This window comes from Pseudobutyrivibrio ruminis AD2017 (assembly GCF_000424305.1).
Classification (GTDB): Bacteria; Bacillota; Clostridia; order Lachnospirales; family Lachnospiraceae; genus Pseudobutyrivibrio; species Pseudobutyrivibrio ruminis_B.
Genome location: NZ_KE384162.1, coordinates 169368 through 185066 on the forward strand (window position 1 = coordinate 169368; position 15699 = coordinate 185066).

At 40.1% G+C, this 15699-nt stretch carries 16 protein-coding genes; all 16 read left to right on the forward strand.

Translation table 11 applies throughout. From position 1 onward, the window contains the following. Positions 1 to 50: 50 nt before the first annotated feature. The 16 genes from G611_RS0110945 (at position 51) to truB (ending at position 15697) form a co-directional block, all read left to right on the forward strand. Positions 51 to 818: a hypothetical protein gene (locus G611_RS0110945; protein ID WP_028243639.1), complete on the forward strand. Its 768-nt coding sequence runs from the start codon at positions 51 to 53 to the stop codon at positions 816 to 818. A gap of 32 nt (positions 819 to 850) precedes the next feature. Further along, complete coding sequence (locus G611_RS0110950; protein ID WP_028243640.1) at positions 851 to 1774, forward strand: chemotaxis protein; 924 nt, start codon at positions 851 to 853, stop codon at positions 1772 to 1774. A 60-nt stretch (positions 1775 to 1834) separates the two neighbouring features. Beyond that, positions 1835 to 3772, forward strand: coding sequence for a hypothetical protein (locus G611_RS0110955; protein ID WP_028243641.1), 1938 nt, complete (start codon positions 1835 to 1837; stop codon positions 3770 to 3772). Next, positions 3769 to 4374 (forward strand): imidazole glycerol phosphate synthase subunit HisH, encoded by a 606-nt coding sequence (gene hisH / locus G611_RS0110960; RefSeq protein ID WP_028243642.1) that lies wholly within the window; start codon positions 3769 to 3771, stop codon positions 4372 to 4374. Before G611_RS0110955 ends, hisH begins: the two co-directional genes overlap by 4 nt. A 68-nt stretch (positions 4375 to 4442) precedes the next feature. Then, entirely contained in the window at positions 4443 to 5201 is a 759-nt protein-coding gene (hisF, locus tag G611_RS0110965; protein WP_028243643.1) for an imidazole glycerol phosphate synthase subunit HisF, read from the forward strand. A gap of 111 nt (positions 5202 to 5312) precedes the next feature. Beyond that, the gene (locus G611_RS14765) at positions 5313 to 6089 is read left to right on the forward strand and encodes a hypothetical protein (protein WP_051195233.1); all 777 of its coding nucleotides are present in this window, start codon (positions 5313 to 5315) and stop codon (positions 6087 to 6089) included. Positions 6090 to 6398: 309 nt separating this feature from the next. After that, positions 6399 to 7118 carry an IMP cyclohydrolase gene (locus G611_RS0110975; protein WP_028243644.1) on the forward strand — a complete coding sequence of 240 codons (720 nt, stop codon included), beginning with the start codon at positions 6399 to 6401 and terminating at the stop codon, positions 7116 to 7118. Between the two features lie 118 nt (positions 7119 to 7236). Next, positions 7237 to 8433, forward strand: coding sequence for a phosphoribosylaminoimidazolecarboxamide formyltransferase (locus tag G611_RS0110980; protein WP_278244527.1), 1197 nt, complete (start codon positions 7237 to 7239; stop codon positions 8431 to 8433). 144 nt (positions 8434 to 8577) lie between these two features. Continuing rightward, entirely contained in the window at positions 8578 to 9048 is a 471-nt protein-coding gene (rimP, locus tag G611_RS0110985) for a ribosome maturation factor RimP (RefSeq protein WP_028243646.1), read from the forward strand. Positions 9049 to 9063: 15 nt separating this feature from the next. After that, positions 9064 to 10254 (forward strand): transcription termination factor NusA, encoded by a 1191-nt coding sequence (gene nusA, locus G611_RS0110990; protein WP_028243647.1) that lies wholly within the window; start codon positions 9064 to 9066, stop codon positions 10252 to 10254. After that, positions 10254 to 10520, forward strand: coding sequence for an RNase P modulator RnpM (gene rnpM / locus G611_RS0110995; RefSeq protein ID WP_028243648.1), 267 nt, complete (start codon positions 10254 to 10256; stop codon positions 10518 to 10520). The genes nusA and rnpM overlap by 1 nt, the downstream gene beginning before the upstream one ends. Continuing rightward, positions 10510 to 10809, forward strand: coding sequence for a L7Ae/L30e/S12e/Gadd45 family ribosomal protein (locus tag G611_RS0111000; RefSeq protein WP_028243649.1), 300 nt, complete (start codon positions 10510 to 10512; stop codon positions 10807 to 10809). Before rnpM ends, G611_RS0111000 begins: the two co-directional genes overlap by 11 nt. Before the next feature lie 20 nt (positions 10810 to 10829). Beyond that, positions 10830 to 13445, forward strand: coding sequence for a translation initiation factor IF-2 (gene infB / locus G611_RS0111005; RefSeq protein WP_081657042.1), 2616 nt, complete (start codon positions 10830 to 10832; stop codon positions 13443 to 13445). Continuing rightward, entirely contained in the window at positions 13445 to 13822 is a 378-nt protein-coding gene (gene rbfA / locus G611_RS0111010) for a 30S ribosome-binding factor RbfA (RefSeq protein ID WP_028243651.1), read from the forward strand. The genes infB and rbfA overlap by 1 nt, the downstream gene beginning before the upstream one ends. Beyond that, positions 13815 to 14792, forward strand: a complete 978-nt coding sequence (locus tag G611_RS0111015; protein WP_036949155.1) for a DHH family phosphoesterase — start codon at positions 13815 to 13817, stop codon at positions 14790 to 14792. The genes rbfA and G611_RS0111015 overlap by 8 nt, the downstream gene beginning before the upstream one ends. Next, entirely contained in the window at positions 14792 to 15697 is a 906-nt protein-coding gene (gene truB / locus G611_RS0111020) for a tRNA pseudouridine(55) synthase TruB (protein ID WP_028243653.1), read from the forward strand. The genes G611_RS0111015 and truB overlap by 1 nt, the downstream gene beginning before the upstream one ends. Positions 15698 to 15699: the final 2 nt, after the last annotated feature.

Below are 15699 nucleotides of genomic sequence, written 5' to 3' on the forward strand. Positions count from 1 at the left end.
ATTAATGCTAATATACCATTAATGATTAGTTTATTCTTCTAGGAGATAGTATGAAAATTAAAAGATTTGGCCTTTTAATTTCGATAATGAGTTTCTCTTTTTTGCTCACAGGTTGTGGTGAACCACTTTATGCTATGACTGAAGAAGAAGAAGCAATTATTACAGCTTATGCTTCAAAAGCAGTTTCCAAATTCAATGAAAATCAGACCATCGGCATCGCCAACGCCAGAGTTAGAACAGGCGAGTTGGATGAGGATTATTCACCGGATGAAAAGGAGGAGGAAGAGGCTACTGAAGCAACGGAGGGAGAAGAGCAAGTCGAAATTGATCCTGAAACAGGAGAGCCTATCGCACCGGCAGAAGGAGAAGCTGGAGCTGAAGGTGAAGCTTCAGAGGATTCATCAGCTGATGGCGGATATTCATTTACAGATGCAATGAGTATTGAGGGTGTAGAATTTACCTGTTCAGAATTTGATGTAACTCCTGAATATAAGACAAAAAGCTTTTTACTAGAAAAGGTTTCAGGGAAAAAATATTTAGTTTTATCTATAACAGCAAAAAACACTTCTAAATCATCTGTAGATTTTAGCAAGTATGCAGATAGAAGCTACAGTTTATCATTGAACGGTGGTGAAAAAACAAAAGCAGAGTTTACCCCACTTGGAAATGATTTGAATAATTATGATGGTTTACTGGCAGCTGGTGATACCAAATCTTTAGTTTTAGTATTTCTTTTCAGCGATTCGTCAGTAGAAAATATAACTTCACTGGAACTCTTCGTTACAAGCGAGGACACCACTAGAGGGACAACCATATAAATCATTATTGATTTAAATGAGAGGAGATTTGCATGGATACTAATATTTTATTGGAATCGGGCACAAACGAACTTGAAGTACTTGAATTCAAGGTAGGCAAAAATTTCTATGGAATCAATGTTGCCAAGATTAGGGAGATTTTGTTGTATCAGCCAGTTACTCCGCTACCTAATGCGCATCCTTCCATTGAAGGAATTTTCATGCCAAGAGATATTATGATATCTGTTATCTCTCTTCGCAAATGTTTGAACATTGATGAAGAAGCTACAACAGACGGCTTATTCATTATCACAAACTTTAACAGTTTGAATACAGCGTTCCATGTAGACGAGGTTTTAGGTATCCATCGTGTATCATGGGAAGACATCATTAAACCAGATGCAACTATCAGTTCTGATGAATCAGGTGTTTCTACTGGTGTCATCAAGCTGGAGGATAGATTAGTTGTTATTCTCGACTTCGAGAAAATCGTTACAGACATCAATCCAGAGACTGGTCTTAAGGTTTCTGAAATGGATGAGTACGAGACCAAGGATAGAAGTAAATCTCCTATTTTACTTTGTGAAGATTCACCACTTCTTTCAAAGCTTATTGTTGAGTGCTTGAAGAAGGCTGGTTATACAAACCTGATTGTAAACATGAATGGTCAAGAGGGGTGGGACAAGCTTGTTGAGTTCCACAAAGCTGGTACAGTTCTTGATAATGTCCATCTTATTATCACTGATATTGAAATGCCACTCATGGATGGTCATAGATTATGTAAGCTCGTCAAGGAAAATGAGACAATGAGGAACATTCCACTTATCATTTTCTCATCTCTTATAAATGACGAAATTAGAAGAAAAGGTGAAAGCCTTGGTGCAGATGCTCAGCTTACAAAACCAGAAATCGGTAAACTTATTAATGTAGTAGATGAGCTGGTAGCTAAATACGAGGATGCACGAAGAGGTAAATAACAATTAAACTTAAAGGGGTATGCAGGGCATGCCCCTTATTTGGTATAGGGGGAAATGTAGATGTCTCAGTCAGAGGACTACTTGGATGGACTACTTAACTCAATAAATAAGGCTAAGACTGATGCTATTGAGGTCCAGGAAAAGGCTGAAAAGAAACAGCAGCAGGCAAATGAAAGTCGTAAGGCTGTTGCCTATGACGATGATTTCTTTACTGCCACCGGAATCAATGTAGAAGAAGTTCAGACTAAAACCTCACATCCTTACCTCAGGAAAGTTCTTTCTGAGGAGGATTTTTTGCGCCAATTTGAGGAGGAATTAGGCTCTGATGATGTAGATTTATTCGTTAGCAATTTTGAGCAGGAAATAGATGACGAGGAAAGACATTTCCAGGAAACAGGAGAACTTCCTGAGAGCGATAATATTGTAAATAATCTTTTAAATAATATAAAATCGGTTGTAAAAAAGGAGACTGAGGAGCTTTCAGAAGAGCCTGCTATACAGCTTGATGATGAAATTCATGAAGAGGTAGAAGAGGAAGTTAAAGAAGAGGAAGTCTCAGTAGATGAGGAATCTGATTTCTCTGATTTAGAATCGGTCATGAATGATGATTCTTTAAGCGATGATGAAGCTATAGCAGAGCCTTCTTCTGAGGATGATGAGGATGTTCCTTTAGATTTACCAACAGATGATGATATTGATTTATCTGATTTTATAGAGGAAGAAGAGCCTGAGGAGGAGCAAACTGAGGAAGCTTCTTCTGAGGATGACGATTTTGGTTTATCCTTAGATGATGTTGTAGAGGATACAGAAGAAGAGCCTTTAGACGATTCTTTGAAGGAATTTATGCCAGACGAAATGGATGCTTTAGATGAAGCTGAATTTGGTGAGGGGGAGGAACCGGACTTATCTGGTGATGGAGACCTTGATTTAGATAATCTTCTTGAAGGCGATGATGAAGATTTACTTGATATTCAATCCCTTTTAAATGGTGACGAGGAAGGTGCTGCAGAAGGAGCAGATATAGACGACAGTGCCGAGGAAGCCTCAGGTGATGACGTAGGTGATGATGCAGGCGATGATGGCAAAAAGGGTAAAAAGAAGGGAAAGAAGGAAAAGAAGAAAAAGGAAAAGGGCGAAAAGAAGCCTAATCCTATAATAGAAAAGCTATTGCTTATAATTTTTGGCGCTCCAGATGAAGACGAAATAGCTGAGATGGAAGCTGAGAAAGCCAAAAAGGAAGGCAAAACTGTAGAAATAACCTATGACGAGGAAGGAAATCCGATTGTTCCAGAGGAAGAAGAGGATCCAAAGGAAAAGAAAAAGCGTTTAAAGGAAGAAAAGAAGGCTGCAAAAGAGGCTGCCAAGAAAGAAAAAGAGGCGGCTAAAAAGGAGAAGGAGGCAGCCAAAAAGGATAAGCCACCTAAACCACCTAAGCCTAAAAAAGAAAAGAAACCAAAGGAACCTGATAATTCTCCAAAAATTCCTATTTCCATTATTGCTACTTTTTTGGTATTATCTATATCAATAATTGGTGTAGTAATGGTTGGAATGACATTCACAGGTTTGAAGCGTCATATGGAACAGGCCACCACGTTATTTGAGGAGGGCAATTACATAGCAGCTTACGAAAAGCTGAATGGCTTTGATTTTAGGAGCGATGAGGAGGTAGAGCTTCTTAGAAATCAAGCTAGAACCTTAGCAGATTTACAAACCTGTCAACAACAATACGAGGCGTTCATCAAATATGAACAATATCCTTACGCATTAGATTCCTTGCTTATAGGTATGGGAAGATACGATAAGTACAAGGACGATGCAGTTGAATATGGTATTTCTGAACAATATGAAGCTTATGGTAATCAGATTAAATCAGAGCTTGAAGAACAGTTTGGATTATCAGAAGAGGAAGCCTTAGCTATATACAATCAGCCTAACCGACATTACTATACAATAGAACTTAGAAAGGTGCTGAGAGGCTTAGGGTTACCGGATTTATGATAGCGATACTTGATTACGATGCTGGAAATATTAAAAGTGTAGAAAAAGCATTCAAAATCCTTGGTGAGGAAACTGTCCTCACCAGGGATTTTAGTGTAATTAAAACAGCCGACAGACTGGTTTTACCAGGTGTTGGCTCTTTTGCTGCAGCTATGGAAAATCTCAAGAAATATGAATGCGACAAAGCTATTTATGATTTTGTAGATAGCGGAAAGCCATTCCTTGGAATTTGCCTGGGGCTGCAGCTTTTGTTTGATTCATCTGAAGAGTCAAAGGGCGTAGAAGGTCTTGGTCTTTTAAAGGGAAAAATCAAAAGAATCCCAGATGGTGATGGAATAAAGGTTCCGCACATTGGGTGGAACTCATTAGCTTTTCCTAATAAGGGTAGATTATTTGAAGGAATCGATGAAGGCGCCTTTGTTTATTTTGTACATTCATATTATCTACAGGCAAAAGAGCCATCCATTGTTACCGCCACCACAGAATATGGCTGTCACATCCATGCCTCTGTAGAAAAGGATAACATTTTTGCCTGTCAGTTCCACCCGGAAAAATCCTCAACAGTAGGATTAAAAATTCTTAAAAACTTTGCTACCCAATAGCCTTCCCCCTCTGGGGGAAGGTGGCTCGAAGAGCCGGATGAGGGTACTCAATACTATAGGAGAAAATCATGCTAACTAAACGAATAATTCCCTGCCTGGACGTAAAAGATGGCAGAGTAGTAAAAGGTGTTAATTTCGTAGATTTAAAAGACGCAGGTGACCCTGTAGAAATAGCAGCGGCCTACGACAAGGCTGGCGCAGATGAGGTAGTATTTTTAGATATCACTGCATCCTCTGATGGACGAAATACTGTAGTAGATATGGTTCGCCGTGTGGCAGAGCAGGTCTTTATTCCATTTACTGTAGGTGGCGGAATCCGCACAGTAGACGATTTTAAGGCATTGCTTAGAGAAGGCGCTGATAAAATATCTGTTAACTCAGCAGCAATCGACAATCCAAAACTTATTAGTGATGCGGCTGATAAGTTTGGAAGTCAGTGCGTCGTAGTTGCAATAGATGCAAAAAAGAGACCAGATGGAGGCTTTAACATTTATAAGCACGGTGGAAGATTAGATTGCGGCATTGATGCAGTTCAGTGGGCCAAAAAGTGTGAAAAGCTTGGAGCAGGTGAAATCCTTCTGACATCAATGGATTGCGATGGAACAAAAGCAGGCTTTGACATAGAACTTACCAAGGCAGTATCAAGCGCAGTATCAATTCCTGTTATTGCATCAGGAGGAGCAGGAACTATGGAACATTTTAAAGATGCTTTAACCATAGGTGGAGCTGACGCGGCTCTTGCTGCTTCCTTATTTCATTATAAAGAGTTAGAGATTAATGAATTAAAGCAATATCTAAAGAATAATGGCATACCTGTGAGATTGTAGAAAAACAGTTCACAGATTCAACAAAAGAATTTAGTAATATACTAATAAGTATAGATATGTACTGACATAAGGAACAAGGATGTTCGGGCATTTTTCAAAGGAGTGATGTTTATGTCTTTAACTATTAATTCTTTTGGTAATAATTCTATTTATTCTTTATTTGGTGGAAGCAATTCATCAGGAGTAAATTCAATGTTTGGAGGACTGGAAGGTTCTCTTTCAAGCTTGTCTCAAATTAAGTCAGGTTCATATGGAAAGCTGGTTAAGTCATATTATTCTAAGTATGACAATGAGGGCAATTTAAAGTCTGATACTTCAAAGAAGGCAAAGGCTGCAGATTCGAATCTCAGTGAAATTAGAAATGATACCGCAGACCTTAGTAAGGCAACCGACAAGCTCTTAGCAAAGGGCAAAAATTCTATTTGGAATGAAGTTGAGACCACTGATGAGGATGGCAATATCACAAAGGATTACGACAGGGATGCAATCTATAAAGCGGTAAATGATTTTGCTGAAAAATATAATGAACTTGTAGACAGTGGCCAAAAATCTAAAAACACTGGTATACTTACTCAGGTAGCAGCTATGGTTACTAATTCTGCAAAAACAGCACCTACTCTTGGTAAGGCTGGCATTACAATTGATAGCAACAATCATTTGCACGTAGACGAGGATTTCCTTAAGAATAAGGCTAACATGACCTACGTCAAAGACTTATTCAACGGTACAGGAAGCTATGCATATCAAACAGCCACAAAATCATCAATGGCTAACTCATACGCAAGCAACGAGCTAACAAACCTCACTGGCCGTAAATCCTACACCAACACCGGCGACTACTCGTTATCCGCCGACGACATGATTAACAAGTTCAACACCACAACGTAAAGATAGCTGGTAGGTAACAAGGATAATATTTCCTAAGGGAGACATTCTTAGTCGACTGTGGAAATATTATACTTGTGACCGTAACTAGCGAGCCAAAAAGTTAAAAATAGCTTGTAGCTAACAATGAAAAGTATTACTCAAGGAGCAATCTCGCGACGGAGTAATACTTTTTATTGTTAGCGTAACCAGCGAGCCACAACCTATGTAACCAGCGAGCCAAAAACTTAATTATTTGATGTATTTTAGGGTAGACACAGACTGTGGGTTCAGTTATAATTTGTGGCGGAAAATGTATTAAAGGAGGAACCCATGGTAGTAAAATCTTTAGCTAGAGAATTATCAGAGACCACGTACCCAGGCAGAGGCATTGTCATTGGCCGTTCAGAAGACGGAACCAAGGCTGTCTCTGCTTATTTTATTATGGGGCGTTCTGAGAATTCGAGAAACAGAGTTTTTGTAGAGGACGGAAAAGGCATTCGCACAGAGGCATTCGACCCATCAAAGCTTACAGACCCATCACTTATTATTTATGCACCTGTCAGAGTGTTAGGAAATGATACAATCGTTACAAACGGTGATCAGACTGATACTATTTATGAGTACATGCAAAAGGGAGAGACTTTCGAACAAACACTTCGCAGACGCGAGTTTGAGCCAGATGGTCCTAATTTCACACCTCGTATTTCAGGTCTACTTCACATCGAAAACGGCGAGTTTTCTTATTTAATGTCAATTCTTAAGTCCAACATGGGCGACAGCGATTCATGCAATAGATACACATTTGATTATTCCAATCCAAAGCCAGGTACCGGCAGATTTATTCACACTTATATGAACGATGGCAATCCACTTCCATCATATGAAGGAGAGCCAACACCAATTGAAATTTCAGGCAACATCGATGAGTTCACCGATATGATCTGGTCAAACCTTAATATGGATAACAAGGTTTCACTTTTCGTACGTTACATCGACATCGCAACCGGCACTGTCGACACCCGCATCATAAATAAAAACGTAAGGGTGTAAGGAATAGAATAGTTAAAGTAGATTATTGGATGAGACTGTAGGCAACAAGCTCTTAGAATTCTCAAGGGAGACATAAGTCGACCGGAGAATTACTAAGGCTTGTAGCCGTAACAGTCGGATTTTAAGGAGAGAAAAGATGAAAGAATTGGAATTAAAGTATGGATGTAACCCTAATCAGAAGCCTTCAAGGATTTATATGGAAGAAGGCGACCTTCCAATCGAGGTTTTAAGCGGAAAGCCAGGCTACATTAATTTCTTGGACGCATTTAATGGCTGGCAGCTTGTTTCAGAGCTTAAGAAGGCTACAGGTCTTGCAGCCGCAACTTCATTTAAACACGTTTCACCAGCAGGTGCTGCTGTGGGACTTCCTCTTTCAGAAGTTGAGCGTAAGATTTATTGGTGCGATGATTTAGATATGGAATTTACTCCACTTGCAAATGCCTATGCAAGAGCAAGAGGTGCAGACAGAATGTCTTCATTTGGTGATTTTATTTCGCTTTCAGATGTTTGCGACGTTGCTACTGCAAAGCTTATTAAGCGTGAGGTTTCAGACGGTGTTATCGCTCCAGGCTATGAGCCAGAGGCACTTGAGATTCTTAAGGCTAAGAAGAATGGTAATTATGCAGTAATCAAAATTGATCCAAATTACGTTCCAAAGAAATTAGAGCGCAAGGAAGTATTTGGTGTAACATTTGAGCAGGGAAGAAATGAGCTTGTTATAGATGATGATTTCTTTGCAAATATCGTTACTGAAAATAAAGATTTAACAGAGCAGGCAAAGATTGACCTTGCAATTGCCATGATTACTCTTAAATATACACAGTCAAATTCAGTTTGCTATGTAAAGGATGGACAGGCAATCGGTATTGGCGCAGGACAGCAGTCACGTATTCACTGTACACGTCTTGCAGGACAGAAGGCAGATAATTGGTGGCTTCGTCAGTCTCCAAAGGTTTTAGGTCTTGATTTTGTTGATGGAATTAAGAGAGCAGACAGAGACAATGCAATCGATCTTTACATTGGGGAAGAGTTCGAGGATGTAATCGGCGATGATGTATGGCAGAAGACATTCAAAACACGTCCTTCAGAGTTCACTAAGGCTGAAAAGCGTGCATGGCTTGATAGAATGACAGATGTAGCACTTGGTAGTGATGCATTCTTCCCATTCGGCGATAATATCGAGCGTGCCCACAAGTCTGGTGTTAAGTATGTTGCACAGCCAGGCGGCTCAGTTCGTGACGATAATGTTATTGAGACATGTAATAAGTATGGAATGGTAATGGCATTTACAGGACTTCGCCTATTCCATCATTAATTAAAATGCTAAAAAGCCTTGAAAAATCTAATATTTCTGATATAATATCTATTGTTATTGAAGAGAGCGACTTAAGAGAGAGCAATATTTGCTCTCTCTTTGTTTATGCTTTTTAACATTTACAACTGAATAAGGAGGACATTTATGTCAAAACACACCGATTACGAAAAACGTACGGAAGAATTGATTACTCCTATTCTTGATGAAATGGGCTTTGAGCTTTACGACGTAGAATACGTTAAAGAAGGCGCAGATTATTATCTTAGAGCCTACATCGACAAGGAAGGTGGAATCACAATTGATGATTGCGTGGATGTAAGTCGTCGCATGAACGATTTGCTTGACGCAGAGCCACAGATTGGCGGAGATGACGGATACATTTTTGAAGTTAGCTCACCAGGTCTTGGCAGAGTATTAAAGAAAGATAAGCATTTTGAAAAAGCAATAGGCGAAGATGTGGATATTAAGACTTACAAGCCAGTTAATGGAGCTAAGGAATTCACAGGAACACTTAAAGCTTTTGATAAGGATACAATTACCATCGAATTCGAAGATGGAACAGAAGTTTTTTCAAGAGCAGATGTTGCTCAGGTTAGATTAACAATAGACTTTTAATATTTAGGAGGAAATATGGCAGCTAATACAAATGATTTTTGGGATGCTCTTACAGATCTTGCAAAAGAGAAAAATATCAGCATGGATGTGTTGATCGAGACAATCGAGAATTCACTTCTTATTGCTTGTAAGAACAATTATGGAAAGGCAGAGAACGCATCAGTTGAAATCGACAGGGCAACTGGTGAGTATCATGTATACCTTTCTAAGACTGTAGTTGATGAGGTTATGGATCCAGTTGAGGAAATCTCACTTTCAGAGGCACAGAACATCAACGGTAAGCACCAGGTAGGCGATGTAGTTCGCGTAGAAGTTAAGTCTAAGGATTTCGGTCGTATCGCAGCTACAGCAGCTAAGAACACAATCACACAGAAGATTCGTGAAGAAGAGCGCAAGGTACTTTACGAGGAGTACTATGAGCTTCAGCACAAGGTTGTTACTGGTGTTGTTACACGTTTCTCAGGAAACAATATTCACGTTAACCTTGGAAAGCTTGAGGGCTTCCTTTCAGAGTCTGAGCAGGTTAAGGGCGAATACTACAAGCCACAGGACCGTATCAAGGTTTACATCGTAGAGGTTAAGACATCTAACAAGGGACCACGTATCCTTGTTTCTCGTACACATCCAGAGCTTGTTAAGAAGCTTTTCGAAGAGGAAGTTTCAGAAGTTCGCGATGGCATCGTTGAAATTAAGTCAATCTCACGTGAGGCTGGTAGCCGTACAAAGATTGCTGTTTGGTCTAACGATGAGGACGTTGATCCAGTAGGTGCATGCGTAGGTCAGAACGGTACTCGTGTTAACGCAATCGTTAATGAGCTTCGCGGTGAGAAAATCGATATCGTTGAGTGGGATGAGAACCCAGCTTACCTTATTGAGAATGCACTTTCACCTGCAAAGGTTGTTGCAGTTGTTGCTGATGCAGACGAAAAGAGCGCTCGCGTAGTTGTTCCTGATTATCAGCTTTCACTTGCAATCGGTAAGGAAGGACAGAATGCTCGTCTTGCTGCTCGTCTTACAGGCTTCAAAATTGATATCAAGAGTGAGACACAGGCTCGTGAAGCTGGTGACTTCCTTGATTACGAAGAAGAGTACGATGATGACGATGAGTACTATGATGAGGAAGAGTATTACGATGAGGATGGCGAATACACAGACGAAGAAGTTGAAGAGTCTGAAGAAGTTGAAGAGTCATCTGAGGAAGAGTAATGGATACAAAGCAATTACCTCTTAGAAAATGTGTTGCCTGTGGGCAAATGGTTCCTAAGGACGGTCTTTTTAGAGTGGTTAAAACAGCTGATGGAATTCAGCTTGATATCACATGTAAGGCACAGGGCCGAGGAGCTTATGTTTGTAAGAATAAGGAATGCATAGATATGGCAGTAAAGAGAAAGTCATTCAATCGTTCTTTAAGACAGGCAGTTCCTACAGAGGTTTTTGATAATTTATATATGGAGTTAGAGAATGATAGATAAAGCGCTTAATATGATAAGTATTGCTATGAAGGCAGGAAAGCTTGTAAGTGGAGAATTCGCTTGTGAGCAGGCCATCAAAGATGGAAGTGGCATGCTTTGCATTGTTGCTTGTGATGCTTCTGATAACACTAAAAAATCGTTCTCCAATTCTTGCAGTTTCTACGATGTTAATTACGTAGAATACGGCACTAAAGAAACATTAGGTCATGCAATTGGAAAAGAATATCGGGCATCAATTGTAGTGTGCGATGAAAATCTATCCTTAAGCATTCTAGATAAGATACAATAGCTTTATGAGGAGGATATTAGATGGCAAAAATTAAGGTACATGAATTAGCTAAAGAGTTAGGAAAAGAAAGCAAGGACGTTATTGCTTTTCTTGACTCAAATGGTATAGAAGCAAAGGCTCAGTCAGGTGTAGAGGATGATATGGCTGATAGAATCCGTAAGCACTTTGCAAAGCCTGCTAAGGCTGACGCCAATAAGGGTGATAAGAAGCCACGTCCAGTAGATAAGGACGGAAATCCTATTAAAAAGAAAAAGAACGTTTTTGTTGTAACTCGTGGTTCAGATGACAGAAAGAGACGTAGCTCTTCTGATGCATCTAGAACAGACAAGGGCGGCGCAAGAGATAATCGTGATAAGAAGCAGGCTCAGACACAGCAGCAGCCTAGAGGACCAATCAGACCTCGTACATTCTCAGATGGTCTTCGTCCATCACAGAGAGCTTCTGCACAGTCTACTGATACAGAATTCGTTTCAAAGAAGAAGCCTGTAGATTCAGAGGCAGCTCCAAAGCAGGATAACCGTGGAGATAAAAATAAGCGCACTGATAGAAACGAAAGAACAGAGCGCCAGCCAAGAAATGATCGTCAGGACAGACCAGCTCGTAACGATAAGAATGACAGACGTGATAACCGCGATAACAACAGAGGCGACAGACCTTCACAGCGTAACAACAATCGTCCATCACAGCAGGCAGCACCAGCTGCTGATGTAGCACCTTCAAACAACGCTAAGGGCGGACGTCGTGATGACAAGAAAAAGAAGAATAACCGTGACAATAACAACTTAGGTGGTAAGAAGCAGGAGAACTTCATCAACCTTGAGAAGAACGGCGGCAAGAAGAAAAAGAACAATGCTCCTAAGGCTCCAGAACGTAATATGGACGAGGTTCTTACAATCACAATCCCTGAAAGAATTACTATCAAGGATCTTGCTGATAAGATGAAGGTTCAGGCTTCAGCTGTTGTTAAGACATTATTCCTTAAGGGTAAGATGGTTACAGTTAACCAGGAGGTTGATTTTGAAGAGGCTTCAGAAATCGCTCTTGAGTTCAACTGCATCTGCGAGGAAGAGGAAAAGGTAGATGTTATCGCTGAGCTTCTTAAGGAAGAGGAAGAGGATACATCAAACTTCCCATCACGTCCACCTGTTGTCTGCGTAATGGGTCACGTTGACCACGGTAAAACATCACTTCTTGATGCTATCCGTGATACAAAGGTTACAGACCGTGAGGCTGGTGGTATCACACAGCACATCGGTGCTTATACAGTTTCAATTAACGGACAGGATATCACATTCCTTGATACACCAGGTCACGAGGCATTTACTGCTATGCGTATGCGTGGTGCTAACTCAACAGATATCGCTATCCTTGTAGTTGCTGCTGATGATGGTGTTATGCCACAGACAGTAGAAGCTATTAACCATGCTAAGGCTGCTGGCATTGAAATCATTGTTGCAATCAACAAGATTGATAAGCCAAACGCTAACATCGACAGAGTTAAGCAGGAGCTTTCTGAATACCAGCTTATCCCAGAGGATTGGGGTGGAAGCACAGTATTCTGTCCAGTTTCAGCTCACACTAAGGAAGGTATCGACAACCTTCTCGAGATGATTCTTCTTACAGCTGAGGTACTTGAGCTTAAGGCTAATCCTAAGCGTAAGGCTCGTGGTCTTGTTATCGAGGCACAGCTTGATAAGGGACGTGGTGCTGTTGCTACAGTACTTGTTCAGAAGGGTACACTTCACGTTGGTGATCCTGTTGCCTGCGGAAGCTGCCACGGTAAGGTTCGTGCTATGATCGATGATACAGGAGCACGTGTTAAGACTGCTGGTCCTTCTGTACCAGTTGAGATTCTTGGTCTTTCAGAGGTTCCAAATGCTGGTGAAGTATTCATGGCATTTGATTCTGAGAAGGAAGCTCATGCATTTGCAGATACATTCGTTGCAGAGCACAAGAATCGTCTTGTTGAACAGACTAAATCTAAGATGTCTCTTGACGCACTCTTCAGCGAGATTGAGTCAGGAAATCTTAAGGAACTTGATATTATTGTTAAGGCCGACGTTCAGGGTTCTGTTGAGGCTGTTAAGCAGTCACTTGAGAAGCTTTCTAACGAAGAGGTTGTTGTTAAGACAATCCACGGTGGTGTTGGTACAATCAACGAATCCGATGTAGTACTTGCATCTGCTTCAAATGCTATCATCATTGGTTTCAACGTTCGTGTTGATCCACAGGCTAAGATGACAGCAGATAGAGAAGGTGTAGATCTTCGTCTCTACAAGGTTATCTACGACGCAATCAACGATGTTGAATCTGCTATGAAGGGTATGCTTGATCCTGTATTCGAAGAGAAGGTTATCGGACATGCAGAAGTTCGTCAGATCTTCAAGGCTTCTGGTGTTGGTAACATCGCTGGTTCTTACGTAACAGATGGTTACTTCCAGAGAGATTGTATGGTTCGTGTTACTCGTGAAGGCGAACTCATCCATGAAGGTAAGCTTGGTTCTCTCAAGAGATTCAAGGATGATGTTAAGGAAGTTAAGTCTAACTTTGAATGTGGTCTTGTTATTGAAGACTTTAATGATGTTCAGGAAATGGATATTATTGAGGCATACATTATGGTTGAGGTACCTAGATAATGAGAAAGAATTCAGTTAAAAATACACGTATTAACGAAGAAGTTATGCGTGAGCTTAGTAATATTATTCGTCTAGAGGTTAAGGATCCACGCATCTCACCAGTTACATCAGTTGTATCTGTTGAGGTTGCTCCAGACCTTAAGACATGTAAGGCATACATTTCAGTATTAGGCGATGATGAAGCAGTTAAGAAGACTATAGAGGGATTAAAGAGCTCGGCAGGATTTATTCGTCGAGAGCTTGCCCACAGAATAAATCTTCGCAATACGCCTGAGATTACTTTTGTAAGTGATCAGTCAATTGCCTACGCTGCTAAGATGAGCAAATTAATCGATGAGGTTAATGCACCTCTACACGAGAGAGAAAATAATGATTAATAATTTCAACGAATTAATTGCAGCTTCTAATACAATCGCCATCAGTGGTCATATTCGCCCTGATGGGGATTGTGTTGGTTCATGTATGGCTGTATACAATTACATAAAAACATATTATCCTTCAGTAGATGTTCATGTTTATCTTGATCCTATTCCTAACATCTTTAAGTTCTTAAAGAATGCAGATAAGATAGAGGATATACATACAGTTTCTGAGGATACAGTTTTCGACTTGTATATTGCACTTGATTGTAGCGATGGTGGAAGATTAGGTGATGCATTTGCATTTTTTGAAAAAGCAAAACACACTATCTGCATCGACCACCATTTAACAAACGGTGGGTTCTCAGAGTTTAGCTATATCATTCCTGATGATAGCTCTACCTGTGAGCTTGTTTACAATCAGTTTGGCAAGGATAAAATCACTAAGGATATTGCAGAATGCCTTTATCTTGGAATTATTCATGATACAGGTGTATTCCAGTATTCATGCACTACAGAAGCTACTATGGCAGCTGCAGGTTATTTAATGACAAAGGGGATTGATTACCCTAAAATTTGTACTGATACATATTTTGCTAAGACTATGATTCAAAACAGAATGCTTGGTAAAGCGCTTCTTTCTTGCAAGACCTTCCTTGATGGTAAGGTTATTGCTGCAGTTATTACTAAAGAAGACATGGCAGAATATGGAGCCGAAAGTAAACATTTAGAAGGCATTGTTCAACAGCTTCGTGACACTACAGGTGTTGAGGTTGCTGTATTCCTTTACGAATTAGAAGATGGTGATTTCAAGGGCAGTACAAGAGCTACCGGAGATGTTGATCTTACAGTTATTACAGGTGTTTATGGTGGTGGCGGCCACAAGAAGGCAGCTGGTTTTTCAGTAAATACTAATGACCCATGGAATGTAATTAATGATATTGTCGACATGGTAGAAAAACAATTAAAAGAGTTAGGAATTTGCTAATGAATAGTGGCATAATTAATGTTTATAAAGAAGCCGGGTATACCTCATTTGATGTGGTGGCCAGGCTTCGTGGCATATTAAAAATAAAAAAAATTGGTCATACAGGCACACTTGATCCAGATGCAACAGGTGTGCTTCCTGTTTGTGTAGGTAAGGCTACTAAGCTTTGCGATATGCTTACAGACAAAGATAAAGTATACGAATGCGTTATGATGCTTGGTGTAGAGACTGATACATATGATTTAAGTGGAAGAGTTCTTTCCCGCAATTCGGTCACTGCATCTGAAGAAGAGATTGTAAACGCAATCAATTCATTTGTTGGGGATATAATGCAGGTACCTCCAATGTATTCAGCTCTCAAGATTAATGGCAAAAAGCTTTACGAGCTAGCTCGCGAGGGTAAGGAAGTAGAGCGTAAGCCAAGACCTGTTACTATATTTAGCATCGATATTTTAAATATTAGCTTACCTGAAGTAAGTATCAGAATTCATTGCAGTAAAGGCACATATATCAGATCTCTTTGCCATGATGTTGGCGAAGTACTTGGATGTGGCTGTGCAATGAAATCTTTAGTTCGTACCAGAGTCAGCATGTTTGATATTGCAGATGCCAGAACTTTGGACGAAATAGAACGCATAGTTAAGGCTGGAAACTTAGACGGCATTATGTTAAAGGTTGACCAGGCGTTTGAGGGTATGGAGACAGTTTTCGTTATTCCTACTGAGGACGCCATAAAGCATGCTGTTAACGGTGTACCAATACCTGCTACTGATGTATTTGCGGAGTCCATCAGTGGTTTTGAGGATGGTAAGCGATATAGGATATATTTACCTGATAACAGATTTATCGGTGTATATTCTTACAATGATAATTTATTTACTTTGGAGAAAATGTTTTTGGAATAATT